This window comes from Microbacterium halimionae (assembly GCF_011761265.1).
Taxonomy (GTDB): Bacteria; Actinomycetota; Actinomycetes; order Actinomycetales; family Microbacteriaceae; genus Microbacterium; species Microbacterium halimionae.
This window is the reverse complement of sequence record NZ_JAAOZB010000001.1, coordinates 577597-603828: the sequence shown is the minus strand read 5'-3', so window position 1 is coordinate 603828 and position 26232 is coordinate 577597. Positions and strand designations below refer to the sequence as shown.

General features: G+C 60.0%; 26 protein-coding genes and 1 pseudogene. 7 read left to right on the top strand and 20 right to left on the bottom strand.

Features of this window, described 5'->3' with window-relative positions; genetic code table 11:
* Positions 1-90: 90 nt before the first annotated feature.
* Positions 91-924, bottom strand: a complete 834-nt coding sequence (locus FHS06_RS02850; RefSeq protein WP_167045196.1) for a formate/nitrite transporter family protein — start codon at positions 922-924, stop codon at positions 91-93.
* A gap of 179 nt (positions 925-1103) precedes the next feature.
* Here FHS06_RS02850 and FHS06_RS02845 point away from each other — a divergent pair, with 179 nt between their 5' ends.
* Complete coding sequence (locus FHS06_RS02845) at positions 1104-2201, top strand: nuclear transport factor 2 family protein (protein ID WP_310734871.1); 1098 nt, start codon at positions 1104-1106, stop codon at positions 2199-2201.
* A gap of 63 nt (positions 2202-2264) precedes the next feature.
* On the opposite strand, the gene FHS06_RS02840 is transcribed toward FHS06_RS02845, so the two are convergent.
* From FHS06_RS02840 to rpsF, 7 genes and pseudogenes are all read right to left on the bottom strand, one after another.
* Positions 2265-3173, bottom strand: coding sequence for an oxygenase MpaB family protein (locus tag FHS06_RS02840; RefSeq protein ID WP_167045193.1), 909 nt, complete (start codon positions 3171-3173; stop codon positions 2265-2267).
* A 91-nt stretch (positions 3174-3264) separates the two neighbouring features.
* On the bottom strand, positions 3265-4602 hold the full coding sequence (gene dnaB / locus FHS06_RS02835; RefSeq protein WP_167047822.1) for a replicative DNA helicase: 1338 nt from the start codon (positions 4600-4602) through the stop codon (positions 3265-3267).
* Positions 4603-5188: 586 nt separating this feature from the next.
* Positions 5189-6670: pseudogene (locus FHS06_RS02830) on the bottom strand (GH1 family beta-glucosidase).
* A gap of 129 nt (positions 6671-6799) precedes the next feature.
* On the bottom strand, positions 6800-7252 hold the full coding sequence (gene rplI / locus FHS06_RS02825; protein ID WP_167045190.1) for a 50S ribosomal protein L9: 453 nt from the start codon (positions 7250-7252) through the stop codon (positions 6800-6802).
* Positions 7253-7263: 11 nt separating this feature from the next.
* On the bottom strand, positions 7264-7518 hold the full coding sequence (rpsR, locus tag FHS06_RS02820) for a 30S ribosomal protein S18 (RefSeq protein ID WP_165140522.1): 255 nt from the start codon (positions 7516-7518) through the stop codon (positions 7264-7266).
* An 85-nt stretch (positions 7519-7603) separates the two neighbouring features.
* On the bottom strand, positions 7604-8128 hold the full coding sequence (locus FHS06_RS02815) for a single-stranded DNA-binding protein (RefSeq protein WP_167045187.1): 525 nt from the start codon (positions 8126-8128) through the stop codon (positions 7604-7606).
* Positions 8129-8133: 5 nt separating this feature from the next.
* Positions 8134-8490 carry a 30S ribosomal protein S6 gene (rpsF, locus tag FHS06_RS02810; RefSeq protein ID WP_167047819.1) on the bottom strand — a complete coding sequence of 119 codons (357 nt, stop codon included), beginning with the start codon at positions 8488-8490 and terminating at the stop codon, positions 8134-8136.
* 191 nt (positions 8491-8681) lie between these two features.
* On the opposite strand from rpsF, the gene FHS06_RS02805 reads away from it, so the two are divergent.
* Complete coding sequence (locus FHS06_RS02805) at positions 8682-9674, top strand: hypothetical protein (RefSeq protein ID WP_167045184.1); 993 nt, start codon at positions 8682-8684, stop codon at positions 9672-9674.
* A 12-nt stretch (positions 9675-9686) separates the two neighbouring features.
* On the opposite strand, the gene FHS06_RS02800 is transcribed toward FHS06_RS02805, so the two are convergent.
* Genes FHS06_RS02800 through FHS06_RS02790 form a run of 3 tightly spaced genes read right to left on the bottom strand, consistent with a single transcriptional unit; the run spans position 9687 to position 13315 of the window.
* Complete coding sequence (locus tag FHS06_RS02800; RefSeq protein ID WP_167045181.1) at positions 9687-10328, bottom strand: TMEM175 family protein; 642 nt, start codon at positions 10326-10328, stop codon at positions 9687-9689.
* Positions 10329-10345: 17 nt separating this feature from the next.
* A complete protein-coding gene (locus FHS06_RS02795; RefSeq protein ID WP_167045178.1) occupies positions 10346-11773 on the bottom strand; it encodes a CCA tRNA nucleotidyltransferase in 1428 nt (475 codons plus the stop codon).
* A gap of 9 nt (positions 11774-11782) precedes the next feature.
* A complete protein-coding gene (locus FHS06_RS02790) occupies positions 11783-13315 on the bottom strand; it encodes a DUF7059 domain-containing protein (RefSeq protein WP_167045175.1) in 1533 nt (510 codons plus the stop codon).
* 118 nt (positions 13316-13433) lie between these two features.
* Between FHS06_RS02790 and FHS06_RS02785 the strand changes: the two genes are divergently transcribed.
* The 4 genes from FHS06_RS02785 to trxA all read left to right on the top strand — a co-directional run bounded on the left by FHS06_RS02785 (position 13434) and on the right by trxA (position 18663).
* Entirely contained in the window at positions 13434-15602 is a 2169-nt protein-coding gene (locus FHS06_RS02785; protein WP_167045172.1) for a DUF6049 family protein, read from the top strand.
* Entirely contained in the window at positions 15599-17191 is a 1593-nt protein-coding gene (gene murJ / locus FHS06_RS02780) for a murein biosynthesis integral membrane protein MurJ (protein ID WP_167045169.1), read from the top strand. Before FHS06_RS02785 ends, murJ begins: the two co-directional genes overlap by 4 nt.
* A gap of 85 nt (positions 17192-17276) precedes the next feature.
* Positions 17277-18260 carry a thioredoxin-disulfide reductase gene (trxB, locus tag FHS06_RS02775; RefSeq protein ID WP_167045166.1) on the top strand — a complete coding sequence of 328 codons (984 nt, stop codon included), beginning with the start codon at positions 17277-17279 and terminating at the stop codon, positions 18258-18260.
* A 79-nt stretch (positions 18261-18339) separates the two neighbouring features.
* Complete coding sequence (trxA, locus tag FHS06_RS02770) at positions 18340-18663, top strand: thioredoxin (RefSeq protein ID WP_167045163.1); 324 nt, start codon at positions 18340-18342, stop codon at positions 18661-18663.
* Between the two features lie 71 nt (positions 18664-18734).
* Here trxA and FHS06_RS02765 read toward each other — a convergent pair whose 3' ends face one another.
* From FHS06_RS02765 to rpmH, 9 genes are all read right to left on the bottom strand, one after another.
* The gene (locus tag FHS06_RS02765) at positions 18735-19079 is read right to left on the bottom strand and encodes a tryptophan synthase subunit alpha (protein WP_167047816.1); all 345 of its coding nucleotides are present in this window, start codon (positions 19077-19079) and stop codon (positions 18735-18737) included.
* A gap of 46 nt (positions 19080-19125) precedes the next feature.
* The gene (locus tag FHS06_RS02760) at positions 19126-20076 is read right to left on the bottom strand and encodes a ParB/RepB/Spo0J family partition protein (protein ID WP_167045160.1); all 951 of its coding nucleotides are present in this window, start codon (positions 20074-20076) and stop codon (positions 19126-19128) included.
* Entirely contained in the window at positions 20076-21017 is a 942-nt protein-coding gene (locus tag FHS06_RS02755) for a ParA family protein (RefSeq protein WP_182486530.1), read from the bottom strand. Before FHS06_RS02755 ends, FHS06_RS02760 begins: the two co-directional genes overlap by 1 nt.
* Before the next feature lie 115 nt (positions 21018-21132).
* Complete coding sequence (gene rsmG / locus FHS06_RS02750) at positions 21133-21753, bottom strand: 16S rRNA (guanine(527)-N(7))-methyltransferase RsmG (RefSeq protein WP_310734872.1); 621 nt, start codon at positions 21751-21753, stop codon at positions 21133-21135.
* A gap of 23 nt (positions 21754-21776) precedes the next feature.
* Positions 21777-22280 carry a Jag family protein gene (locus tag FHS06_RS02745; protein ID WP_167045153.1) on the bottom strand — a complete coding sequence of 168 codons (504 nt, stop codon included), beginning with the start codon at positions 22278-22280 and terminating at the stop codon, positions 21777-21779.
* Positions 22281-22292: 12 nt separating this feature from the next.
* Positions 22293-23315 (bottom strand): membrane protein insertase YidC, encoded by a 1023-nt coding sequence (gene yidC, locus FHS06_RS02740; RefSeq protein ID WP_167047813.1) that lies wholly within the window; start codon positions 23313-23315, stop codon positions 22293-22295.
* Positions 23316-23369: 54 nt separating this feature from the next.
* On the bottom strand, positions 23370-23729 hold the full coding sequence (gene yidD, locus FHS06_RS02735; protein WP_167045151.1) for a membrane protein insertion efficiency factor YidD: 360 nt from the start codon (positions 23727-23729) through the stop codon (positions 23370-23372).
* On the bottom strand, positions 23726-24061 hold the full coding sequence (gene rnpA / locus FHS06_RS02730; RefSeq protein WP_167045149.1) for a ribonuclease P protein component: 336 nt from the start codon (positions 24059-24061) through the stop codon (positions 23726-23728). Before rnpA ends, yidD begins: the two co-directional genes overlap by 4 nt.
* Positions 24062-24069: 8 nt before the next feature.
* On the bottom strand, positions 24070-24207 hold the full coding sequence (rpmH, locus tag FHS06_RS02725; RefSeq protein WP_165140557.1) for a 50S ribosomal protein L34: 138 nt from the start codon (positions 24205-24207) through the stop codon (positions 24070-24072).
* Between the two features lie 299 nt (positions 24208-24506).
* Here rpmH and dnaA point away from each other — a divergent pair, with 299 nt between their 5' ends.
* On the top strand, positions 24507-25931 hold the full coding sequence (gene dnaA, locus FHS06_RS02720) for a chromosomal replication initiator protein DnaA (RefSeq protein WP_167045147.1): 1425 nt from the start codon (positions 24507-24509) through the stop codon (positions 25929-25931).
* Positions 25932-26232: the final 301 nt, after the last annotated feature.

Below are 26232 nucleotides of genomic sequence, written 5' to 3'. Positions count from 1 at the left end.
CGCGACGCTCGCACCACACGTGTAGGTCTACACCACGTGTGGTGCGAGCCGTTCATGGTCGTGCCAGCCCGACCTCGTAGCCCGATGTGCCTAGTCGCGGTGGAAGCGGCGGTCATCGTTCGCGTAGGCGTAGTAGAGGCCAATCAACAATCCGCCGCCGATGTAGTTGCCAAGAAGAACGATCCCGAGGTTTCCCAGAACGAGTCCGATGTCGAGGCTCTGTTGCAGGCCGACGATCATGAACAGAACCGTGTTTGCAACGGAGTGTTCGAAGCCGACGAATCCGAACACGAACACGCTCGCAATCATCACGAGCATCTTGCCGACGTCGCTCTTGATCAAGCCGTTGTAGACCAGCAGCATCGCGAGGTTGATCATCAAGTTGCAGAAGATGGCACGGACGAACAAGTCGCCCCATCCGGCGACGCCCTCGCCCAGGTACGCGAGCTTGTGGTCGACCGCCTCACTCATCTCCGCACCGACCTCTCCGCCGCCAAGCGTCGAGAGTCTCACCATGAGGGCGACGAACAGCCCGCCGATGATGTTGCCGGCGTAGCAGAACACCAGGATGCGCAGTAGCCGCCACCATGCGGCGCTGCGGTAATAGGCACCGACTGTGACGATCATCATGTTCGATGTGAGCAGCTCGGATTTGCTGTAGTAAATGAACACCAGCGCAAACCCGAACACGACTGCCCCGACCATGTGGCCGACTCCGACGAGTTCGCCACGCGCGATGCCGTCAAACGCCGCGAGCACGGTGTAGTAGGTGAGATACATCACGCCGATTATGGTGCCCGCCATAGCCGCGCGCATCAGATAGATGCGGATCAGAGCGCCGCTCATGACAGTCTTGGTCTCCAGCGCACCCAGCACTGTCGAAATGAACTGCTTACCGGGGAACAGCTGACTTTGATCGGCCATATCGTCAGGCTCTCACATAACGCTTGGCCTGCTTGATCGCGGGCCGGGCCAGACGCACAAGATCAGCGATAAAGCTGGGTAATGGATGCCACGGATCAGACGGCGGGCACGTCCCGGGCACGAGCGTCCGATGCGCTGTCGAATATCGTTCGTCTGATCCAAATCTCTCGGCGCGTGTTGTGAACGGAATTCTGGCGCCACGAGCTTCCCCCACCACCAGCATCCTGCCGTCTCCCGAGCCCAGGGCCGGCCCACAGGTTTCGCTTGAGATCTTCACAGGATCGACGGTCACGGTGTACCCCATGAGCACTCACCGATCCCCCCGATCCCTATTCGCCGGCGCCACCTTGGCCATCGCCACCGTCGCCCTCCTCACCGGATGCGCGACCGCGTCGCCGGCATCTCCTGTCGACGACCCGTCGCCCGGGGCAACGACCCTCTCCTCCGTGGAGGATGGCGGCAGCACCGCAGACCGCACCGACACCACAACCGAGAAAGCAAACGAAGAAATCGTGACGCGTCTGATCACCGACGCATTCGACGATCCGTCCTCGACCACGGCGGCCACCACAGCCGACAAGCTCGTCGCCTCTGACGCCGTCGCCCACGGCGACGGTCTCACCGCGGGCCCCGAGGGGCTACTGGCTCAGTTCACCGCGGCGCACACGCGCATCGCCAACGCGCAGGCCGTCATCAAGCACACCGCTACCGACGGAGACCTCGTCGCCGTGCACTACCAGATCACGCCCACCCCGGCCGATGAGCGCACGGGCGAGGCCGCAGTCGACCTCTTCCGCATAACCAACGGCAAGGTCGTCGAACGCTGGTCGTTCGATCAAGCCGTTCCCACGGGCACCCCGGCCAGCGGCAACACCAACACGATGTTCAGCAACCTCTACCAGCCGACCGGTGGCACGTTCGCTCCCGCCGAAGAGCAAGAAGAAGCGAACCGTCAGCTCGCCGTGGGCGCCTACAACACCCTGTTCCGCGACCAGGACCCGAGCATCCTCGATACCGCCTTCGACCCGAACTATCTCCAGCACAACTCCGTCGCACCGAACGGCACCGAAGCGCTGAAGTCGATTTTCTCCGGCGGCACGACATTCCCGCCGAACGAGTCGGTCATCTCGCTCGCCGACGGTGACCTGGTGTGGACGTTCTCGCAGTCGGTCGGTGCCGCACCCGGAGACGCGTTCATCGCTGCCGACATCTTCCGCGTCGACGACAACCTCATCCGCGAACACTGGGATGTGGTTCCCACCGCCCCCGCGAGCTGATTTCGCATCCGCGTCGCCCCGTTTGCGCTCACGAAACTGCCGTGGAGCATGGGAGAGCCCCGTTCACTCTGCGGGTTGAGTCCCGGCCTGTTCGCGCGCCAGACGGCGGTGCCGCTCTCGAGCGAAGTCCTGTGCACGCGGGCCCGAGCCGAGGGCACGTTGCGATATCGCGAGCACGAGGCGCGTCGCCGTCACGACGGGCAGCACCGTTCGACGTACACCGAGCAGCTGCCGGTACGGCCGCGGCAGGCTCGCGACAGCTGCTGCGAACAGCACGCGGTAGGCAAGGCGCATCGAACCGGTGAAGGGCACGTCTCGCAAGAACCGCACCACCTCGTCGACGCGTTCGTCGCGGCGGAGCTCCCCACTGACCAGAAATCCTTGCAGCTTCTCTCGAAGTTCGGCCTCAGTGTGAGGCGGATTCTCGACACGCATCAGACGCCCCGCGGTCGCCCATTCGCGCACATATGCGTCGGCACCCCCAGGGATCGGACCGCCCCACCGCTCGTGCGCGCCCAGGAATGCCTCGGTGAACGCGAGATGCACCCATTCCACGAGACGGGCATCCGACGCTGAATAGGTGCGGGCCCCGGCATCCGTCTCGTATGTTCCGGCGACGCGCTTGTGCAGCTGGCCGACGCGGGCCGTCTCTCGCTGCGCCTGCGTCGTCGACCCGTACGTGACGCAGATGACCCAGCGCACGGTGCCGGTCAGGCGCCCGATCGGGTCTTCGCGATAGCGCGAGAAGTCGTGCACACCGGCCATCGCCCCGGGGTGCAGGGCCTGGATGAGCAGCGCTCGGATGCCGGCGACAAAGGTCGCGGTACCCGCATGGACCGTCCAGGCCGCGCCGCTGTCGGGAAAATACCCGTCGTCGTCACCGTTCGTGAGCTCGCGCACCCACCGCGGCGTGCCATCTGGATCGCCCGCGAGCGCGGTGAGCAACCGTGCTCGAAGTGGGGGACGCTTCATACTTCCAGCGTGCCACGCCCACGGGAAGCCTGGGCCGGGGCTCAGAAAGGTGATCGTCAGAGGATTTCCCGAATAATCCCTCCAGCAGTGTTTACGGCCCAACCGCCATGTCGGTGAAGCGGGAGAAGTGACCCTGGAACGCGACCGTGATCGTGTCGGTCGGGCCGTTTCGGTGCTTCGCCACGATCAGGTCAGCTTCGCCCGCGCGCGGGCTATCTTTCTCGTAAGCCGCTTCGCGGTGCAACAGCACCACCATGTCGGCGTCCTGCTCGATAGAGCCCGACTCACGAAGGTCGCTCAGCGCCGGCTTCTTGTCAGTGCGCTGCTCAGGACCACGGTTCAGCTGCGACAGTGCGATCACAGGCACGCCGAGCTCTTTCGCGAGCAGCTTCAGCGCACGCGAAAACTCACTGACCTCTTGCTGACGCGACTCGACACGCTTACCGCTCGTCATGAGCTGGAGGTAGTCGATGATGACCATCTTCAAACCGACGCGCTGTTTGAGACGACGGCATTTCGCGCGAATCTCCACCAGGGTCATGTTGGGGCTGTCGTCGATGTAGAGCGGTGCGTCGTTGATGCGGCCACGGGTAGCCGCGATCGTCGTCCAGTCACGCGAGTCGAGCGTTCCCTTACGCATCGCCTGCAGCGGGATCGCACCTTCGGCGCTCATGAGGCGCATCGCGATCTCGCTACGGCCCATCTCGAGCGAGAAGACGATGGTCGGCATGTTGTGTTTGATCGCTGCGGCACGCGCAAAGTCGAGCGCGAGCGTCGACTTACCCATTGCAGGGCGCGCCGCAATGATGATCATCTGGCCGGGATGCAGACCGTTCGTCAGCTGGTCGAGTCCGGAAAAGCCCGTCGGAATACCGGTCATCTGACCATCACGGCCACGGGCCGCTTCGATCTCGTCAACGGCCGCGTCGACAGCGACCGTCAGCGGAACGTAATCCTCTGCGGCATCCGCGCCCGTGACACCGTAAATCTCTGCCTGCGCATTGTTGACGAGGTCGAGCGCTTCGCCCTGACCCGAGTACCCGAGCTGAACGATGCGGGTCCCTGCCTCGACAAGGCGGCGAAGCAGCGCTCGTTCAGAAACAATCGACGCGTAGTACCCAGCGTTTGCCGCTGTCGGAACGATCGACGTGAGGGTGTGGAGGTAGTCAGCACCGCCGGCGCGCTGCAGCTCGCCGGTCTTAATGAGCTCGTCTGTCACGGCGACGACATCGGTCGGTTCACCGTGCGAGTAGAGGCTGAGAATCGCCTCGAAGATCAGCTCGTGCTTCGGAACGTAGAAGTCGACGCCGCGCAAAGTCTCAATGACGTCGGCCACGGCATCCTTCGAGAGGAGCATTCCACCGAGCGCGCTCTGCTCAGCGAGATTGTCGTGGGGTGGGGTGCGCTCATGCTCCCGGCGGCTCCCCATTCGGTCTTCAGAGATGTCGGCGATTGACACAGTGGTGACGCTCCTCTCAGAAGACTGCCCGGTAACTCGGGCACAAGTGTTGGGGGTAAAAAACGATCGCGCTGGTGCCCGGCTTAACCCCGCGTAACCACTTGACCATCACCCACCGACATCGTTGTCTGCGTGTGAGTGCCGGAGCCCCTCGCGCCCGACCGGGACCACGCTATGGGCGAGTCTCTACACCCGCAAATCTGCCTGTGGATAACTATGTGAATAAGATGCGCGAAACGCCGCGAACCCTGTGTACAACGACTGTGGATAAACTCCCGAACACGCTGTCTTTCAATATTTTTTTGTATCCCTGATCAGGTAATAACATCATCAAAACCTGTGGATAGGGATGCGGTTTAAGTGTGGGTTGAAGGTTGCGTTATGCATGTCGAAGGTTGTGCACAACGCCGCGCGCAAATAGCGCGACGTGTTGCGTTCAAGCCGGGTATGTGCATCAGTCGCAACACGGAGAAATGACTTGTCATGGGGCTGCTTGGCGGGCATAATCACCCAAGCGCGCCACGCGTATCATTCGTGGTGCGCTTCGATTCAGGTCTCAGAGTGCAGCGTCGCGGGACCCAGCGTCATACCGATCAGCGAGGAGCTGTCGAAGCCACAGCGCACTGTCTTTGAGCACTCGCTGTTGCGTGTCGAAATCGACGTACACGATGCCGAATCTCTTCGCGTATCCGTAGCCCCACTCGAAGTTGTCGAGCAGTGACCAGACAAGGTAGCCGCGAAGGTCAACGCCTCGAGAGATGGCACGTTCAGCCGCCGCGAAGTGACGTTGAAGATAGTCGACCCGGTCCGAATCGACGACCCGCTTTTCGGAGCCGATTGCCACAAGCTCGTCGGGGAAAGCGGCACCGTTCTCCGTAATCATCAAAGGCTGATCAGGGAACTCTTCGTGCAAGTGCACGAGCAGCTCTTCAAGGCCGTCGGGGGCGATATTCCACCCCATGTCTGTGAACGGCCCATCCTGTGCAAGAAACTCGATCGAGTCACCGCCAGGCCACGGGGACCCGCCCACCATCTTGTGGCCGTCGTTTTGTTCGCGCGGACTGACACCGTCCCACATCCGTACCGTCACGGTTGAGTAGTAGTTGACCCCGAGAACGTCAATCGGCTGGTGAATCGCTGCGAGGTCCTCGTCGTGAACAAAGCCCCAATCCGTGACCTCCGCCGTGTCGGCGAGCAGGTCTCCGCCGTGTCGGCGAGCAGGTCTTCGTCGTATCGACCGCGAAGGATCGGGCTCGTAAATGCGCGGTTGGCGAGAGCATCCACTCGCCGAATCGCCTCCGGAGAGGTGTCATCCAGGCCACGCGGCACATGAAAGTTCAGTGTCACCGACACATCGGGACTGTTCGTAGCCGCGTGCCGAATCTCGGGAACAGCCAACCCGTGCGCAAGATTGAGGTGGTGTACCGCGGCGAGCGCATCAGCGCCGGACGTACGCCCCGGAGCGTGAGCGCCCGAACCGTAGCCGAGATACGCGGAGCACCAAGGTTCGTTCAGCGTGGTCCAGGTGTGAACCCGATCACCGAGTTGCTCCACGGTGCGTGCGGCATATTCCGCAAAGCGCAGCGCCGTGTCACGTACTGGCCAGCCGCCGGCATCCTCGAGTTGCTGGGGCAAGTCCCAGTGGTAGAGCGTCGCGATAGGTCGGATGCCGCGCTCCAGCAGCCCATCAACGAGCTCAGAGTAGAAGCGCACACCGTCGGCGTTCACCGGGCCACGGCCGAGAGGCTGAATGCGCGGCCATGCGATCGAGAAGCGATAGGCCTGCAGGCCCCATATCAGCCATGATGTCGAGGTCGCTCTCCCAACGGTGGAAGTGGTCGTCGGCGACATCACCCGTATCCCCGTTCCACGTTCGACCGGGCGTGTGACTGAATGTGTCCCAGATTGACGGTCCGCGACCACCCTCGTTGACGGCCCCCTCGACCTGATAACTGGCCGTCGCTGACCCGATGATGAAACCGGCGGGAAAACCCAGACCTGAACGTGCGTCGCTGGTTTCGACTTCGTTTACGCCCATGACACGTCAGCCTTTCGCTTGCTCGACAGTGGCGCTGCACCGGCTATTGAACAAGCTATCCGAGGCCCCGGTGTAAAGAAAGACGGCGCGAGGCCGAAGCCGCACGCCGTCTTTCTTTACTGTTGTGCCTTACTTGGCAGCAACCACCTGCAGGGTGATCACGGCGGTCACGTCGTCGCGAAGACGAATCGTAGCCTCGTGCTCGCCCACCGACTTGATCGGCGAGGTGATGTGGATCTTGCGCTTGTCAAGGTCACCGAAACCGGCATCCTTCACTGCGTTTGCTACGTGCTCGGGCTTGACCGAACCGAACAAGCGGCCCTCGGCTCCAGCCTTGACCGTGAGCTTGACCTTGTTCGACTGCAGAGTGTTCTGCAGCGCAACGGCCTCTTCGTGGTCGTGAATGAGACGGGTCTCGCGAGCGGCGCGGATCGATGCGACCTGCTTTTCGCCACCGCGGCTCCAGGCCACGGCAAAACCCTGGGGAATGAGGTAGTTACGGGCGTACCCGTCCTTGACCTCGATCACGTCGCCGGCGCTACCGAGCCCCGCGACCTCGTTTGTGAGAATCAGCTTCGACATGAGAGTGCTCCTTAGCGGCCAGCGCCGGCGTAGGGGAGGAGCGCCATTTCGCGCGCGTTCTTGATCGCCTTCGCGATCAGACGCTGCTCCTGCACTGAGACTCCGGTGATACGACGGGCGCGGATCTTCCCACGCTCCGAGATGAATTTGCGAAGCGTGGAGATGTCTTTGTAGTCGATGACTCCCACGCGGATGGACTTCGCGGGGGCGGCGTTCTTCGCGCCCTTCCGCGGCTTGCGGCGGTCGCCGCTTGACTTTCCAGCCATGTTTTTTCCTTCGGTTAGTGACCGGCACATGTGTCACGCGAGACGAAACGTCTGTTGCGTGACCGGCTCGTGCCTGAATCTGTGTTTAGAACGGAGTGTCGTCGCCGTACGCGCCGGGCGCAGCCCAGGCATCGCCGCCACCGTTGCCGCCAGAATTGCTGTTGTTCGCAGCAGACGACCCGGGGGTCGACCACGGCTCATCAGCAACCTGCGGACGCGACTGTCCGCCGCCACCGCCGCTGCCACCGGCAGCACGTGTGACCTGAGCGGTCGCGTAGCGAAGTGACGGACCGATCTCGTCAATCTCAAGTTCCATCGACGTGCGCTTCTCACCCTCACGGGTTTCGTAAGAGCGCTGCTTCAGGCGACCTGACGCGATGACGCGTGAGCCCTTGGTGAGGGAACCGGCGACGTGCTCTGCGAACTCGCGCCATACGGACGCCCGGAGGAACAGCGCTTCGCCGTCCTTCCACTCGTTCGAGGCACGGTCGAAGTTGCGCGGCGTCGATGCGATCGTGAAGTTCGCAACGGGCAGGCCGTTCTGCGTGTAACGCAGCTCAGGGTCTGCCGTGAGGTTTCCCACGACGGTGATGATCGTTTCGCCGGCCACGATCGTTACGCCTTCGCAGCCTTGGCGGGAGCAGCAGCCTTGCGGGCAGCCTTCTCGTCGGCGCGCTTCTTCTCAGAAGCTACGAGAGCGATTGCCTCTTCGGCGCGAAGAACCTTGGTCCGCATGATCTGCTCGTTCAGCTTCAGCTGACGGTCAAGCTCCTGCGTGGTCTCACTCGTCGCGGTGAAGCTAACGACGGCGTAGATGCCCTCGTTCTTCTTCTGGATTTCGTAAGCCAGGCGGCGACGGCCCCAGATGTCGACGTTTTCGATGGTGCCCCCATCGTTGGTGATGACCTTGAGGAACTTATCAAGGCTCGGGGCGACCAGGCGCTCGTCGATCTCGGGGTCGAGGATGACCATAAGTTCGTACTGGTGTGAGTGCGTCACTAACCCACCTCCTTCGGACTAGAACGGCTACCGGGCGTTTCCCGGCAGCAGGAGGGTTGATGCACGTTGGTGTGAGGTCGAACCGGGTGGCTCTTGCCCACACAACCTTTTGATCATAACGGATGCCGCAGCTCTTAGCGATTCGTACCGCTACCGTTGGGACCATGGAGTGGGAAAGTGACAACACAGCAGGTGCATGGCTACGTGAACGTGTCGATGAGCCGTGGCGCGGGACGATGCACGATGTCGTACCTCGCGGCTTTCCCGCCTACGCGCGTGTGTTTCATCCGGGATTTCGCGACCGGCCCGTAGGTCAGCCCTGGCCGCCCCTTCCTTACCGAGCCCATGAGCGCGAATGGGAGGCGTTTCAGAACTCGTCACCGGAGATCGATACCGAGAACGTCACGTGGGCCGAAACCGCCCACGCGCTCGGCACTCAGATGCACTCCGGAGCCCAGTGGCAGCGACTCGTCGCTCCTGGCGTCATTGTCGAAAACGAAGACGGTCCGCGAGACACCGACGGCTGGCGCTATTCGAGCCCGGTGGTCGGCGAACTCGATCCCGCAGTACTGTCACAACTCACGCATCATCTCGCCGCCCACACGACTACCCCGGGTGCTGGGTACGTTGCGCTCTGGGAAGGCTGGGGTGATCTCATGGGTCATATGGGTGTCACGCCCTCCCGCACTTTCTTCGCGATGAGTAATGCTGGCGAGAGCGGCGGCGATCGCCACGACGAGATGCTCGCGCGCAGCATCACGAGCCCGATCGATGATTCGTTTCGGAAACCACGGTGGCAACCCGGCATCCTTTCAGATGAAATTTCTCAGAGTGGCCGGTTTCACCTGCCGGATCGCGACTACGTGCTCTTTCGCGGCGACATCTCCGCCTTCGCGGAACCCGACTGGTTCGAGAACGTCCCCTGGCGTGATCTTGAGGCGGAAAGCAACGGGTTTGCGCCCTCGGCGCATTCTCCGAGTCTCATCTGGCCGGCAGACCATTCCTGGGTTGTGGTCAGCGAAGTCGACTTTGACTCAACGATCGTCGCCGGTTCGAGCGCACTCATTCAGGCTGTGTGCGCAGACCCAGATCTTGAAGCACGTGCGATCGCCGAGGGATCATCGCTGCAGTGGGATGCCGACGAACTCAACGCTTGATAGAGACCCCGGCTACTTCGATCCCCGAGGCGCGAACCATTTAACAAAGAGACGGCCGAGCAAACCTGCGAGCCACAGCAAAATGAGTGTCCAGTAGCTCAGCACGGGAAAGACGATCGAGAGCACCATTGCGATCGCAAACAGCGCTGGTACTGCCGCGCCGTCTGCGATGTCTGCCGGCGTGAATCCCACATCGGACGTTCGCAAGAACGGATGCCTCATCAAATAGATACGAGTGGTGAAAAGCACCACGCTCGACACCAGCATCAAGCCCATGTAAACGAGAAGCTGCAGCACGTCCGCAGAGAAAGCGGTCGAAATCGCGGTCGTAACCGGGAGCGCGACGATCGTGAGCATCCACCCGAACGTGAGCCACATGAGAGAGCCATCAACGTGCTCGACGTTCGCGAACATGCGGTGATGACCCAACCAAAAAACGGCAATCACAGCGAAGCTGATCAGGAAGCTCGCGATCTTCGCCGATTCTTCAGCGAACCACTCCCCGGTGCTGAACTCGCTGGCGAATTCACCGACGCTCTCCATGAGCGGCAAGATCAGCAGGGTAAGCGCGATGGCAACGACAGCGTCGGTAAAGGCCTTGAAGCGCTCCGAAGAGAGCAATCCCTCGGGTTGATTCATCCGATCCTTCGTCACCGTGCGAGCGTAGCGTTTCAGCGGCGGGATGCCCACCAAGCCCGCAAGCGCGCTTCGGCCTCTTCGTCTCCCAACACACCCTCATCCAGTCGCAGCTCGAGCAAGAAGCGGTAGGCCTCGCCGACTTCACGACCCGGCCCGAGTCCGAGAATTTCTTGAATTCGGTTCCCGTCGATTTCTGGACGAATCGCATCGAGCTGTTCCTGCTCTCGGAGCGCCGTGATCCGATCCTCAATGTCGTTGTAAGCATTGCGCAGCCGAGTGGCTTTGCGTTTGTTTCGCGTCGTCACGTCAGCGCGGGTCAAGATGTGCAGGCGCTCAAGTTCGTCGCCGGCATCGCGCACATATCGACGCACCGCAGAATCTGTCCACGTCCCCTCGGCGTAGCCAAAGAATCGCAAGTGCAGTTCGATGAGGGTCGTGACCGAGGCGATCGTCGCGGAGTCAAACTTCAACTCTTTGAGACGTTTGCGAGCCATCCGTGCGCCTTTGACATCGTGGTGATGAAAGGTGACGGCTCCGCCCGGCTCAAGGCGACGGGTAGCGGGCTTTCCAATGTCGTGCAGGAGAGCCGCGAGCCGCAACGACACATCCGGCGCAGCCCCCGGGTGTCGCTCATGTTCGAGTTCAATAGCCTGACGCACGACAGTGAGCGAGTGTTCGTAGACATCTTTGTGATGATGATGCTCATCGATTTCTAGGCGAAGCGCCGGAATCTCGGGCAAAAACTGTGCCATCAGATCTGTGTCGACGAGCGTTCTGAGACCGCGCACTGGATCGTCCGCCGCCAGCAAACGGACGAGCTCCGACTGCACTCGTTCTGCGCTGACGATCCCGAGAGTCTCCCGCAGCTCGTGCATCGCGACTGAGGTCTTCTCTTCGATCTCGAACCCGAGCTGCGCTGAGAACCGCGCCGCACGCAGCATCCGGAGCGCGTCATCGCCGAAACTGACGGCGGGATCGATGGGGGTACGCAGCACTCCAGCAATGAGATCTTCGACTCCGCCGGACGGGTCGACAAGTGTCAGAGACGGCACCCGCAACGCCATCGCGTTGACGGTGAAGTCGCGTCGAGCGAGGTCTGCCTCGAGCGTGTCACCGAACTCCACAGTGGGCTTCCTCGTCGCCCCGTCGTAACTGTCGGCACGATAGGTGGTGATCTCCACCTGCTCGCCGCGCACGCGTGCGCCGATGGTTCCGAATTCACGCCCGATGTCCCATTGCGCAGTGCTCACGGGAGTGACGATGCGAAGGATGTCGTCGGGCCGTGCATTTGTCGTGAAATCGAAATCATGCGTCGATCGTCCGAGGAGACCGTCACGCACGGGTCCACCCACGATGGCAAGGTCGAATCCGGCGGCCGCAAAAGCATCGGCGACGGTCGAGATCACTGGAGACTGGGCGAGCGCACTGAGGCGTGCGATTCCCTCGGCCATATTGAGCATCAGTCGAGCCTACCGATCTGTTGCGGCTGAGCCCGCTGCGCGCGGCAACGACAAGAACCCAGTGAAGATTAGTTCACGCACTCGCGGGAGAAGATCAGCGGTCAGTGCTGAGCGGTCTACCTCCAGGATCTGAGCGAGCGCTCCAATGATTGCGCCAACCGTCAGGTCACCGTCGCACGCACCGACGAATCCCGCGAGGGCTGGGTCCACCTCAACGCTCCGACCGAAGCTTCCGCCCTGGCGCAGCTCGATCACGCTCGGAGATTCCGAACCCGGCATATGATGCCGAGCCTCCGTCACATCCGCACTGACGAACAGGTATGTCGATTCGAGTGCATCGTCGTTAGTCTCACTCAGTTCATCGTGTGCGCGAATCGCGTCCAGAACATGGACTCCTGGCATGTCTGTCGGCATGTGGTGAGCAAGCCGTTCCGACCGAGCGAGAGTCTTACCGCCGAGCGGTCGCCGGGCAACGATCCACCCCATGCCAATTCCTGAGACCTCTCGGGAGTCAAAGTCATCCAGCCATGCGGCTACCAGGGAGTCGTAGTCGTCGGTCCCTGGCCGAGAACCACCGTCACGCGCCCAGAGGCGCGCGTATCCAACGGGATCAATGTTTTCGCGTTCGATAATCCACGTGTCGAGGTTGCCCGTCCATGTCTGCACCCGATCGAGACCCGAGGTGTCGATGCGTTCCTCCCAATTACCCAGAAGCACGGCGACTCCGCCGTCATCCAAAACCGCGTGCAAACCGCTCAGCACGTTCGCCATCAACGCATCGCCCGTGGCGCCGCCATCGCGATACTCGTAGGTTGGCACGCCTTCAACTCGCGGTGTGACAACAAAAGGCGGATTAGATGCGACGATGCCGAACCGCTCCCCCGCAACCGGATCGAAGAGGCTACCGACTCGCGTGTTGATGCAATCGACGCCATTGAGGTCTGCTGTCAGATTGGTGAACCACACCGCGCGCTCAGAAATATCCGTGGCGGTCACTTCGTCTGAAAATCGCCGCAAGTGCAAGCTCAGGATGCCGCACCCACACCCCATGTCGAGTGAATGTTTCACGTGCAACGGTGGGAGCAAACTCGCGAGCGTGCGGCCAGCGCCACCCACGCCCAGCACATGATCGCTGCGGAGTGGCGCAACACCGGCAACCTCGTCGAGGTCGCTCGCAATCCACCACTCCCCGGCGCCATGCGCGTCTTGATAGGCATAAGGCCGGATAGCGATGAGCGCTCGCACGGCGTTGCCCTCGGTCTCAACAATCCCGCTGGCTTCGAGCTCGCCCAACGCGACGGATTGCAGTGCATTCTCCACCTCCGGCCGCGCACACAAGTCGCCCAACCAGAACAAGCGCGTGACGATTGCCATCGGTGTCGCAACGGCGTGAAGCGATCGTCGAATCGGCGCCGCGTCACCCTGTTGAAGCGCCGAAAGTGCAGCTGTGCCAAAGGTTTCTGTCAGGGCAGCCACCGTATAGTCAGCGCGATAGAGACTGTGAGCGAGAGATCGCGCGAGGGCAGACGAGACATAGGGCATTGCTCTATTCAACCTTCCTCCGCCGCGGTATGCACGGGGCGTCTACCGGATGCTCCGAGCAGCGCCCCTTAGACTCGCATCTGATTCGTGCGGTCATGTATCGCACAGGAGCAACGACATGACCGAGACTTTTCCCTCGCCGGGGTCCCCCGCCTCACGCCGCCGCGCACGGGTGTGTGCCGTGCTCACCTCGATTATCGTCGCGGTGGGATCGGTTCTCACGACGGTGCCCGCGAACGCGACCGATGTGACACCGAGTCCCTCTCCGCGTGAACTGAGCGGTCACATAGATGTCCAGTTGTCACCCGTTTCAAGTGGTGTCATGACGCCCGGTGATGCACTCACCGCATGGGCCAATGTGACCAACGGCACGGATTCCGATATCAGTGGCGCAACAGTCACTCTCTCTATCGGCAATCAGGCCATCTCGAGCAGCGACGACCTCACGCTGTGGCTGGACAACAGCAGTTCGACCTCCGGCTTTGACGTTCTCGACACTGCAAACGCAGATATTCCGTCAGGAGAATCTAATGCGGTTGTCATCACGAAACCCGGAACAGACCCTTTGCTCGCGAATCGTGCGCCAGGCGTCTATCCGCTTGAGGTCTCAGTAGAAACTGACTCCGAAACGTCATCTTCACCCAGTGTTGTGACCGTGGCGGCCGACACCGCATCCTCGACTCCGGTGGCGCTCGTCGTGCCAATCACGGCGCGAGCTTCAAACCGCGGACTTCTCAGTTCAGCCGAGCTCGCAACCCTCACCGCGCGCGATGGTCAACTCACCGCGCTGTTGGACGCGGTGGACGGCACATCGGCGATCCTCGCGATCGACCCCGCCGTGGTTGCGGCAATTCGCGTGCTGGGCACAAGCGCACCAAGCTCCGCGAGCGCGTGGCTAGAGCGGCTGAATCGGCTTTCCAACGATCGATTCGCTCTGCAATTCGCAGACGCTGACGTTGCAGTACAGGTCGATGCGGGCCTCGCCTCTCTTGTTACTCCGCTGGATTTGACGGCGTATACGGATCCGACAAATTTTGAGAACGAACCCGAGCCCACTGTGACGGCTTCACCCACCGCGACACCCACTGACTCCAACACAGACACAGACGTCGTAGACGATTCGTCGGAACCGGTAGTCCCGGACCTCGCTGCACTCACCGATGTCGGAGCTACATCCTCGAATATCTTGTGGCCAGCGACAGGCTCGGTCGATGACTCAACTGTCTCTTCCCTTGTCTCTCTCACGGGGAACGACGACACTGTCACCCTCGTCTCGTCGGCTTCGGTGAACGAACCAGATATCGCGACCCGTGCAACGGTGAACGGTGCGGACGCTCTCGTGTACAACACCGAAGTCTCAGACGCGCTCACGGATGCCGCGAGCACAGCTGACCTCACCTTTCGGGGTGCTCCCCTCTCTGCGGCAACGGCCTATCTATCCCTCGCTCACGCTGACTCACCGGATTCCCCCGTTCTGATCGTGCTCGATCGTTCGCTCACACGATCGGCCGCTGGACTTGAAGCAGCAGTAGATGTCGTCGAGCAGTCTTCAACGACATCATCTATTTCGCTCGACGCCCTCGTCGCGCAAACACCTCAGCAACGCACTCTGAAAGATGTCGCTCCTGATGAGGCCCGGGTTGCTGCCCTCAATGCGATGCAACAGGAAGAGGCGCAGATCGCGCAGTTCGCCACGATCCTTGATGATGAAGTGCTCCTCACCGGACCTCATCGAGCAGGAGAACTCCAGGTGATGAGCGTGGACCTCATCGCTGACGATGCCTGGCGCGCAGCATTCGATGCCCATCACGAACAGATGGTGACGACCCTGTCGTCAGTCAGCATTCTGCCCCCCAGCAACATAAATCTCTTGACCTCGGGCGCCGGGCTCGGGTTCTGGGTAAAGAACGATCTGCCCTATCCCGTCTCTGTCGTGCTGTACGCGCAGCCCGATGACCTTCGACTAGAAGTCGAACCTGTCACCACGGTGCAAGCTGAACCTGCGAGCAACACTCGGGCAGAGATTCCCGTTCAAGCGCGCATCGCGAGCGGCGAAGTCACCATCGTCCTCCGACTCGAAAGCCCAACGGGAGTTCATGTGGGACCTACCGAATCGGTCGACGTTAACGTCCGCGCCGAGTGGGAAGGCATCGGAGTCGTCGTGCTGATCGTCTTGATCGGTGGCCTGCTCGTGGTGGGAATCATCCGTACCATCCTGCGGCGCCGCGCAAAAAGGGATTCTCCGGCAGCCGCCGCACCTTCCGTCGACGAAGATTCAGCACAGTGAGCGGTATCGGTCGCGCGAGCCTCATTATCGGCGCGGGCACGATAGCTTCGCGCCTGTCGGGTTTTGTGCGAACTGTCGTACTCGTTTCCGCGGTTGGCTCGATGTCCGGGGCTGCGAATGCTTTCGCGATTGCGAATCAGCTTCCGAACAACGTCTTCGCGATCATTTCGACGGGGCTTCTGACGGCCGTTCTTGTGCCACAGATTGCGCGATCCGCCACTCTTGCCGATGGGGGAAGCGCGTTCGTCTCAAAGCTCCTCACTGTCGGAACTCTCACTCTGATGGTCGCAACGGCACTGGCTCTCGCCGCGGCTCCGCTGCTCATCACGCTCTATCAACCCAAGTTTCCCCCCGAACAGGCCGCACTCGCGACGACATTTGCATACTGGTGCCTCCCGCAAATCTTCTTTTACGGTATCTACGCACTCCTCGGCGAAACGCTGAACGCTCGGAACATCTACGGGCCATTCACGTGGTCTCCGATCGTCAACAACGTGGTTTCCATCGCTGGTTTCGGCGCATTCATTCTCTTCTTCGGAACAACCGGCAAGGTTTCCGGCTGGACGCTCCCGATGATCACACTTCTTGCGGGTACTGCGACACTCGGAATTGCTGTGCAGGCCGGCATCCTGCTGCTGTTCTGGCGGCGCGCAGGACTGAAGGTGCGTCCCGATTTCAGGTGGCGGGGAATGGGTCTCGGCAAGATCGGCCGCCTGGCGGGCTGGACCTTCCTTATGGTTGTCATCGGTCAGCTAGCGGCGCTGGTTCAGACTCGCCAACTTCCACCAGAGGGCAGTCCTGGCGCATTCGCAATGCAAAATGCATGGCTGCTGTTCATGCTCCCGTACTCGATAATCGTCATTTCGATTGGCACCCCCTACTTCACGCGACTGAGTCAACACGCATCAGCGGGTCGTGACGATGACGTGCGTTCAGACATTTCCAGCAGCATTCGTACGCTCGGCGTCTTCATCGTTATCGCGGCGGTAGCACTGGCCGTTGCCGCAGTGCCTGCGTCCCGTATTTTCACGAATTCGAGTGCGGATGCAATTGCTGCAGCCCCGGTACTCTTGTGCCTTCTCGTAGGACTCGTGCCTCTCGCTATTCTCTTTGTCGTGCAGCGCACCTTCTATGCGTATGACGACACACGTACGCCGTTCTTCTTCACGCTCGTGCAGGCTTCTCTCGTCGCGATCACCGCGCTTATCGCCGGGGCAACTCTCGACGCCACGAATCTCGCGGCCGGTATTGCCTTAGGACAATCACTCGCTTCCACCGTTCAGCTCATCATCGCGACCTGGCTGCTGCGCCGCCGTCTCGGCACCGTCGGCTTTTCGCTCTGGGCGCCCGCAGTCCTTCGATTCATCATCGCCGCAATTCCCGCGGCACTCCTCGGCTGGGGAATCCTGATGCTGATGGGCGGCCCAGCGGGTTGGGCGTCGCAGTCGGTATTTACCGGCGTTGTGAGCTCTGCCGCAATTGGGATCGGTGCCGTCGTCGTCTACTTCGGGATGCTGGCAGTCTTGCGCGCACCTGAACTCGTGCCGGCGCTTGCCATTGTTCGACGATTCATTCCAGGTGCGCGCTAAGCGATCATCACTCGTATCACACGGCAAGGGAATACCGCCCGGCTACCATGTGTTGAGCACCCTGGAACTCACGAGGGAGAAGTACGTGCGACAGCTCATCATCATTGGTTCGGGACCTGCGGGCTATACCGCCGCAATTTACGCGGCTCGAGCCAATCTCAATCCACTCGTTATCGCGAGTTCCGTCGAAGCCGGCGGAGAACTCATGAACACGACAGAAGTGGAGAATTTCCCCGGTTTTCCGGAGGGAATTCAAGGTCCTGACCTCATGACCAAGCTTCAAGAACAGGCAGAGAAGTTCGGTGCCGAAATCGTCTACGACGACGTCACCGAACTCGATCTGACGGGCCCGGTAAAGAAGGTAACGCTCGGTAGCAAGAAGCAGCACGAGGCCGCGGCTCTCATCTTCGCGACGGGATCTGCCTATCGCAAGATCGGCGTCGCTGGCGAAGAGCGACTTTCCGGCCATGGCGTCTCCTGGTGCGCGACGTGCGATGGTTTCTTCTTCCGTGACCGCACGATCGCTGTCGTCGGCGGTGGCGATTCCGCGATGGAGGAAGCGACATTCCTCACTCGCTTCGCGTCAAAGGTGTACGTCATCCACCGCCGCGGCGAGCTGCGAGCATCCAAGATCATGCAGGAGCGCGCGTTTGCCAACGAGAAGATCGAGTTCATCTGGAACAGCGAGGTTGTCGACATCCTTGGTGACGCCGCCGTTTCTGGTGTGCAGCTGCGCTCGCTCGTCGATGACGCACTGACCGAACTGCCACTCGACGGGCTCTTCGTCGCTATCGGCAACGACCCACGCACGCATCTCGTGCACAACCAGCTCGACCTCACACCCGAAGGCACGATTTGGGTTAAGGGTCGCTCGTCGCACACGTCTCTCGCCGGAGTTTTTGCCGCCGGAGATGTCATCGACCCGACCTACCGACAGGCGATCACTGCAGCAGGCAGCGGAACAGTGGCGGCGCTCGACGCTGAGCACTATCTCGCGGCGCTTGACGAAGCTGGCGCACCCGAACCCGATGCAGACCAAATCGAGGGTCGTAGCGGGGCTGAGCTGTAGCCGGTCGGGAACAATTTGACCCACTTCGCTGTTTAAGTGAATGACTTCGGATAGGAAGCAGACTCTCAAAGGAGAAATCATGACCGCCAATTCCACCACTTCGAGCACCTTCCAGCAGGACGTTCTCGACGCAGATGGCCCCGTCCTCGTTGATTTTTGGGCCGAGTGGTGTGGCCCGTGCCGCATGGTTGGACCCGTTCTCGACGAGATTCAGGCTGAAAACGCGGGAAAGATCACCGTTCTCAAGCTGAATGTTGACGAGAATCCCGATCTGGCGATGCAGTACCAGATCACGTCGATTCCTGCGATGAAGGTCTTCCAGGGCGGCGAGGTCAAGACGACGATCATTGGCGCGAAGCCCAAGTTTGCTCTCGAGCAGGATCTCGCGGCATACCTCAGCTAGTTTGCTCAAAGTAGCGCCCCTGTCGACAGCGTCGATGGGGGCATTACTTTTGGGTGGGGTGATTTCAGAGGCTATTGCGCGTCGATATGAACGACAGCGTCCCAGCGTCGATGGGTGTTTGGCTCGCCGAGAAGACGCCACACCGCGGGAGTGAGTTGCGGATAGTCGAACGAGATTTGTCGCAGCACCCGGTAGTGGCGCGCAGCATTTGGCTTCACGCCACCATTTGCGGCGATGTTTTCGGCCCGAAGGGTCAGAACAACCAGCTCATCGACCGTCGGTAGGTCTTCCATAAAGTCCCAGGGGTCCTCGCCATCACGAAGACGTTCGTGCACCAACGACGAGAGTTCATCTGTTGCCTCCGCGCGCAGCAACTCGAGACTCGCGCGCCGCGGGGCGCTCCCTGAACCTTCCATCACTCCTCTAGCCTAAGGTCCAGCAACGCGCATGGACCCAAAATTCTCAGTGTGTGGAGTACCCGTCGACCCCGAGTTCACCCACGATGCGGTTCAGGTCTTGGATGGTAGCAAAATCGATCGTGATCTGGCCTTTTTTTGCAGCCAAAGAAATTCTTACGCGCGTGTTCAGGTGGTCGCCAATGCGCGCCGCGACGTCATCAAGGTGCCCTCGGCGAGAACCAGCCTTTGGTGTGCTTCGTCGCGGATCTGAAGACTGCTTGGCAGCAGCCTCCGCCGCGCGCACCGACAAGTCCTCGTTGACGATCTTGTCCGCGAGATGCTGCATGCGCGTCGGGTCATCCACTGAGAGGATCGCCCGCGCGTGCCCTGCACTCAGCACGCCCGCCGCAACTCGCTGCTGCACCGGTACAGGCAAACGAAGCAGTCGGATCGTGTTTGAAATCTGCGGACGAGACCGTCCGATCCGAGACGCGAGCTCTTCCTGCGTAATCCCGAAGTCTTCCAACAGTTGCAGGTAGGCTGACGCTTCTTCCAGCGGATTCAATTGTGAACGATGCAGGTTCTCAAGAAGCGCGTCGCGCAGGAGGTTCTCGTCTTCGGTTTCGCGAACAATCGCGGGCATGGTTTCAAGCCCTGCTTCACGCGCAGCGCGGGTGCGCCGTTCGCCCATGATGAGCTCGTACGAACCCTCATCGTTGCGACGAACAACGACCGGCTGTAAGACACCGAACTCCCGCACGCTGTGCACGAGTTCGGCAAGATCGTCCGCATCGAAATTGGTACGTGGCTGGCGAGGGTTCGGCACGATCTCGTGTGGATCGATATTAATCAACCGCGCCCCCGGCACGGTCAAAAGCTCGGTCTCGTCGGCGGGCTTCGCTGATGCCGTCGCTGACGCACCAGGAAAGAAGACATCAACCGGACGTGACTCGCTCGCGTCCGTCGTAGGGATCAGTGCACCAATGCCCCGTCCCAAACCAGTCCTTTTAGCCATCAGGCTTCTCCCTCTGTTGCAACGACAGCACGAACACCGCGCGCCATAATCTCTACCGCTGCTTCGCGATAAGCCACAGCCCCTGCTGACTGGCCATCGTAAGCGATGACGGTCTGTCCGAAGCTAGGAGCTTCCGACACACGCACCGAGCGCGGAATTACGGTCTTCAAAACTTCATCAGCGAAGTGCGAGCGCACTTCTTCGGCAACCTGCTGTGCGAGCCGTGTGCGAGCGTCGTACATCGTCAAAAGAATTGTAGAGACATGCAAAGCCGGGTTGAGATGCTTTTGGATCATTTTCACGCTACCCAACAGCTGGCTGAGCCCCTCCAATGCGTAGTACTCACACTGGATAGGAATCAGGACTTCATCAGCCGCCGCGAAAGCGTTGATCGTAAGAAGGCCGAGCGACGGTGGGCAGTCGATGATTATGAAGTGAGGAGCGACATCAACAGATTCGAGGTATCCCTCCAGCGCCCGACGTAGTCGATGCTCCCGTGCAACCTGCGATACCAGCTCAATCTCAGCGCCGGCGAGGTGAATAGTGCTTGGAGCACAGAACAAATTGTGCGACTCAGGACTCGACTGAACGACATCCTGAAGCGGAAATTCATCGATAAGTACGTCGTAGACACTCGGAATATCAGCTGAGTGCGGCACACCGAGCGCCGTTGACGCGTTCCCTTGCGGATCAAGGTCCACAACAAGCACTTGGGCACCCGCGTGGGCGAGAGCGGCGGCGAGGTTCACAGCCGTTGTCGTCTTACCGACGCCGCCTTTTTGGTTGGATACTGTCACAATGCGCGTGCTCGTCGGAAGAGTGACCTGAGCCTTTTCCAGAGCTCGGCGGCGCGAGCTTAGATCTGCGAGTTCCCGCGCGAGTGGAGTGTCATCAAAGGATGCAGTGGCTGCCGCCTGTTCGGGTTGTTTCACGTGAAACACACTCCCTTTCCGAGCCTTGCTCCTCGACCTACAACTCTAACCGTCAGCACGGACACGATTAATCGCGATGACTGCCCGGCGGCGGTGTTTCACGTGAAACATCGCTCCTCATCCATCACGCGGTGACGAGTGCGCGTACAACGCGCGTTGGCTCGGCGAGAACGCCTTCACCGATGATTTCGACTCGAACATCTTGAAGTTTTGCGCGCCGAATCTGCTTCTGCGCTGCTTCGATTTCTGCGGGTGAATTCGCACCCTTAAAAAGGATCAGCTCTCCGCCGGGCCGAACGAGTGGAGATGTGAGAGGCGCCAGGGTACGAAGTGCGCTCACCGCACGCGCAGTAACGACGTCGAAAACCCGGCCACCGCTCCAGTCCTCTGCTCGGGCGCGCACAACCGTCGTGTTGTCGAGCTGAAGTGACTGAATCTGCTCCTCTAGCCACGAAACACGCCGTTCCATCGGCTCAATGAGCGTGAAGGTCACATCTGGCCGAGCTATGGCAAGCACAAGTCCAGGGAGTCCAGCGCCGGAACCGACATCACCGACGTGGCCACTGAACAGTGGGGCAGCAATTGCACAGTTGAGGATGTGCCTCGACCATAGCCGAGGGAGTTCGAGTGGGCCAATGAGACCTCGAACTTCACCCTCCGCTGAGAGGTTTTCCACGAATTGGCGTGCGACTGGCAACTGCTCACCGAAGATCGCTTGAGCAACAGATGGCTCTTCCTCAATCACCGGGCTTGTTTCACGTGAAACATTCAAGAGCGGCGGATGACTGTGTGCCGATCGGCACCCTCGCCATAAGACTCTGAGATAAGTCCACGCTCTGACACGATGTCATGCACAAGCTTGCGCTCGTAGCTGGTCATTGCTGGAAGAGACGCTTGCGTCGCACCCTCGTCAAGGCGAACAACAGCGCGATCGACGAGTGTTTCGAGTTCACGGCGACGTACATCACGTGATCCGGCAATATCAAGAATCAGGCGCGAAAACTGATCAGTTTGGTTCTGCACCGCGAGCCGCGTCAACTCTTGAAGCGCCTGCACTGTGTCCGGGTGGGATAAGAGTCGAATCGAGTCATCATCGTCTGACTCAACCGATACGTAAGCTCGGCCGTTTTTCACGTCGAGCGCCATGTCGCCACCGATGTCGGCAATATCGAGCAAACCCTCGAGATAATCAGCGGCGATGTCGCCTTCCTTTTCAAGCTCGGAAACTGTCGATTCCGTCGGAGCATCCTCCGTCTGGGATACCTGCGTCATGATGTCTCGCTCTCAGGATTTGTTCGAAGTATCGGGGGAGTCCGGGCTAGGCTTCGGCGTCGCGGTTCCATTTGAACGCGTGCCCTGCTTCTTAGCTCGCTGCTTACTCACGGGTTGCTGGCGCTTCGGTGCTGCCGCCCGTGCGCGCTCTGCTTCTTCCAACAGACGCTGCTGCTCTGCCTGGTACTTCTCGAGCGGGATGATCTTCCCCTTGGCATCAACAGCCTTACCCTTGCGAGCTAGACGTTCTTCGCGAGCCTTTGCTGCGTCCGAACCAGGAGTTGGCATCTCGCGAATAACGATGAACTGCTGAACCATGGTCCAGATATTGCTCGTGAACCAGTAAATGACAACACCGAGCGGGAAGAACACACCCGAGAAGACAAAGCCCAGGGGGAGAATGAACAGCATGATGCGCTGCATCTGGTACGCCTGGCCGGTCTTCGCCTCGGGCGAGAGGTTCTTTGAGATGATCTGGAGCTGCGTGAAGAACTGCGAAGCGATCATCAAAATGACCAGCGTGATCAGAAGGATGACGGTACCGGTGCCGTCCGGCTGTCCCCATGCCTCGACCAGGGTCGTGTGCATCGATGTCGTGCCGAACAACTTTGCGTCGTAAAACTCTTGAGTGAGCTCGGGGCTGAGGAGCCCCACGCCACCGACACCATCCTCGGCGTGCTTCTTTACATCACTCAAAACGCTGTACAGCGAGAAGAAGATGGGCATCTGCACCAGCAGCGGCAAGCAGCTCGAAAGCGGCGTTGTGCCGTGCTTTTTGTAGAGCGCCATGGTCTCGCGGCTCATGGCTTCGCGAGAGAGTTGATCCGTTTTGCCCTTGTACTTCGCCTGGATCTTCTTCATCTCCGGCGCGAGTTCCATCATTTTGCGCTGGCTCTTGATCTGACGCACAAAGAGCGGAATCAAGGCCGCGCGAACCACGATGACGAGGCCAACGATAGAGAAAACCCATGTGAGGCCTGCCGCGGGCGGCATCCCAAAGAAGGTCAAAACCTGATGCCATGCAACAAGCACCATTTCGACAAGCCACTTAAGCGGCCAGAGGACGTACCCCAACAGATCCGGCAAGGATCAGTCCTTTCTCACAGAAGGCACGACGAATCCGTGCCGCGTTAGTTCGTATTGATAGCGAGGTTTCGACGGCACATCATCGATACCGCCCTCCGCCCATGGATGGCATCTCGCAAGTCGGGCTGCCGCCAAAACAGAACCCTTCGCCGCACCATGCTGCTGAACAGCACCGACAGCGTAGGCAGAACACGACGGGTAGTACTTACATACATCACCGTATGTGTGAGAAATCGTCGCGCGGTATCCATGCAGAAAACCAAGGACCAGATTGCGCGGAAGTAGCGGTAGCGATCGAGCGATAGCAGAGGGCGAGAGGGTCGCCTCGCCTGTTGCCGACGTCGGCAGAGTTGCAGAACTCATGCAGCTCTCCTGGCAAGCGAAGAGAAAACTTCATTTTCAAGCGCATCAAACGTCGCGTCTGCCGCCGAAGGCAGGGCGCGGATAACAACCTCTGATCCGGCCCGCACTCGCGGAAGAGCGCTGAGACACACAGCTTTCAACCGACGTCGCACACGATTGCGGACGACAGCAGAACCAACCTGCCGGCTCACGATGAAGCCAAACCTCGGGCTCGCTGAATCCTCGCGTGATACGACGTATGTGATCGTATGAACGCCAGAAGCGCGGGCACCGCGACGGACGACGGCCTTATATTCCGCGCCGTCGGTAAGTCGGTTCGGCTTGGCCAGCACGCGCTAGATCAAGCCGAGAGCTCGGTGCGCCCCTTGGAGCGACGAGCAGAGAGGATGCCGCGGCCTGCGCGAGTGCGCATACGGGCACGGAAGCCGTGCTTCTTGGCACGACGACGGATGTTGGGCTGAAATGTGCGCTTGGTCATAGGATCACTCCGGATCGGTTTATCACCGGAACGCTTCAGACCGGTGACAGGAAAACGGGACTGCCTCAAGGGCATAAGTCAACCGACTAAGACTACGACGCCGATCCCCAGAACTCAAACCGAATGCAGAAGTTGTCATTATCCACAGGGCTCTGTCAGGCCTTGGAAGTGACACGCCCCCGGATCTACAGTGGAGTTTGCCCCAGCGACACTCGCTGGCTAGCGTAGCTCCGGCAGTTTTCCACAGGCTGGCTGCCGGCCTCGCACCGGGCACCGACACGACTTCACACGGGAACAATATGACACAGCACGACACGCCGGACGTCCCAGTCTGGAACGACGTGCTCGACGTACTCGTCGACGACGTTCGGATCACGCCCCAGATGCAGGGATTTCTCAGCCTCGCGGTACCACAGGGTGTCATGGCTGGAACTCTTTATCTCGATGTCCCGAACGAACTCACTGCAGCGCAGTTCAATAAGCGCATGCGAGCACCGATTATGGAAGCGCTCGCTCACGTCGACAGTGAGCCTGAGGCTTCCACATTCCGCACGGTCGTCAACCCAGAGCTCGCGGACGCACACCTTCATGCGCCGTCACGCGTCACAACCGCCGCCAATGTGCTTCCACTCACCACTCGAGTTTCGCTCGAAGAACCGGTGGAACCGCCAGCGAGCAGCGCCAGCCGGAGCGACACCCGCCTAAATGCAAAGTACACATTCGATAACTTCGTCATCGGCCAATCCAACCGATTCGCACATGCAGCTGCTGTCGCTGTTGCCGAAGCGCCGGCAAAGGCATACAACCCGCTTTTCATTTACGGCGACTCGGGACTTGGTAAGACGCACCTCTTGCACGCCATCGGTGACTACGCGCTCAGCCTCTACGCCGGAATTCGCGTTCGCTATGTCTCGAGCGAAGAGTTCACCAACGACTTCATCAACTCCATCGCTAACAACCGCGGTTCGGCCTTTCAGGCGCGCTACCGCGACGTCGACATTCTGATGATCGATGACATCCAGTTCTTGCAAGGAAAAGCCGAGACGCAAGAAGCGTTTTTCCATACCTTCAACACGCTCCACGACCACGACAAGCAAGTCGTCATCACCAGTGATGTGCCACCAAAACATCTGACCGGGTTTGAAGATCGGATGCGAAGTCGCTTCGAGTGGGGCTTGATCACGGATGTTCAGGCACCTGACCTTGAGACACGTATCGCCATCCTCCGGAAAAAAGCACAGAGCGAACGGCTGCAGATTCCCGACGAAGTTCTGGAGTACATCGCGACAGTAGTGTCGTCGAACATTCGCGAGCTCGAAGGCGCATTGATCCGGGTATCAGCTTTCGCGAGCCTCAATCGGTCAGATCTCGATATATCGCTCGCGCAACAAGTCCTCAGAGACATCATCGATCAGGACGACTCGAACGTCATCTCGCCGACTGACATCATCACCGCAACGGCCCAGTACTTCAAGCTCTCAGTCGACGACCTTTACGGTTCTAGTCGCTCTCAAGCAATCGCCATCGCACGGCAGATCGCGATGTATCTGTGTCGAGAGCGCACCAGCCTCTCTCTTCCTAAGATCGGCCAGTTGTTCGGAAATCGCGACCACACCACCGTCATGTACGCCTACAAGAAGATCAGCGATCTCATGAAAGAACGGCGATCGATCTACAACCAGGTCACTGAAATCACGGCTCAGCTGGGGCGAAACGCCCGGTAAACATGTTTTCCCACAGTGTGGATAACTTGTGGAAAACTCCGAAAGGCTGCGGACAAATTGTTCAACTGGAGCCGAGAAGCTGTGGACGAAGCGAGATTTTCACATCCCGGACTTGTGTTCATACCTTTGACTTCATGCACGGCTTCCACAACTGACACGGATGTAGTTCCCAAGCGAGAACAAGCATCCCCAGAGTTATCCACATTATCCACAGGTGTTAACACCATGACAGATCTCTCTCTATTGAAAGCTGATGCAATCACCTTTACCCATTCGTGCCAGCTCGCACAGAAGCTCACGA

Excerpts from the sequence above, each read along its gene's own strand:
- FHS06_RS02850 (WP_167045196.1), bottom strand. The coding sequence starts at position 924 with ATGGCCGATCAAAGTCAGCTGTTCCCCGGTAAGCAGTTCATTTCGACA.
- FHS06_RS02840 (WP_167045193.1), bottom strand. The coding sequence starts at position 3,173 with ATGAAGCGTCCCCCACTTCGAGCACGGTTGCTCACCGCGCTCGCGGGC.
- dnaB (WP_167047822.1), bottom strand. The coding sequence starts at position 4,602 with ATGGGGAGCCGCCGGGAGCATGAGCGCACCCCACCCCACGACAATCTC.
- rplI (WP_167045190.1), bottom strand. The coding sequence starts at position 7,252 with ATGTCGAAGCTGATTCTCACAAACGAGGTCGCGGGGCTCGGTAGCGCC.
- rpsR (WP_165140522.1), bottom strand. The coding sequence starts at position 7,518 with ATGGCTGGAAAGTCAAGCGGCGACCGCCGCAAGCCGCGGAAGGGCGCG.
- rpsF (WP_167047819.1), bottom strand. The coding sequence starts at position 8,490 with ATGGTCATCCTCGACCCCGAGATCGACGAGCGCCTGGTCGCCCCGAGC.
- FHS06_RS02805 (WP_167045184.1), top strand. The coding sequence starts at position 8,682 with ATGGAGTGGGAAAGTGACAACACAGCAGGTGCATGGCTACGTGAACGT.
- FHS06_RS02795 (WP_167045178.1), bottom strand. The coding sequence starts at position 11,773 with ATGCTCAATATGGCCGAGGGAATCGCACGCCTCAGTGCGCTCGCCCAG.
- FHS06_RS02790 (WP_167045175.1), bottom strand. The coding sequence starts at position 13,315 with ATGCCCTATGTCTCGTCTGCCCTCGCGCGATCTCTCGCTCACAGTCTC.
- FHS06_RS02785 (WP_167045172.1), top strand. The coding sequence starts at position 13,434 with ATGACCGAGACTTTTCCCTCGCCGGGGTCCCCCGCCTCACGCCGCCGC.
- trxA (WP_167045163.1), top strand. The coding sequence starts at position 18,340 with ATGACCGCCAATTCCACCACTTCGAGCACCTTCCAGCAGGACGTTCTC.
- FHS06_RS02765 (WP_167047816.1), bottom strand. The coding sequence starts at position 19,079 with ATGGAAGGTTCAGGGAGCGCCCCGCGGCGCGCGAGTCTCGAGTTGCTG.
- FHS06_RS02760 (WP_167045160.1), bottom strand. The coding sequence starts at position 20,076 with ATGGCTAAAAGGACTGGTTTGGGACGGGGCATTGGTGCACTGATCCCT.
- FHS06_RS02745 (WP_167045153.1), bottom strand. The coding sequence starts at position 22,280 with ATGACGCAGGTATCCCAGACGGAGGATGCTCCGACGGAATCGACAGTT.
- yidC (WP_167047813.1), bottom strand. The coding sequence starts at position 23,315 with ATGGTGCTTGTTGCATGGCATCAGGTTTTGACCTTCTTTGGGATGCCG.
- yidD (WP_167045151.1), bottom strand. The coding sequence starts at position 23,729 with ATGAGTTCTGCAACTCTGCCGACGTCGGCAACAGGCGAGGCGACCCTC.
- rpmH (WP_165140557.1), bottom strand. The coding sequence starts at position 24,207 with ATGACCAAGCGCACATTTCAGCCCAACATCCGTCGTCGTGCCAAGAAG.
- dnaA (WP_167045147.1), top strand. The coding sequence starts at position 24,507 with ATGACACAGCACGACACGCCGGACGTCCCAGTCTGGAACGACGTGCTC.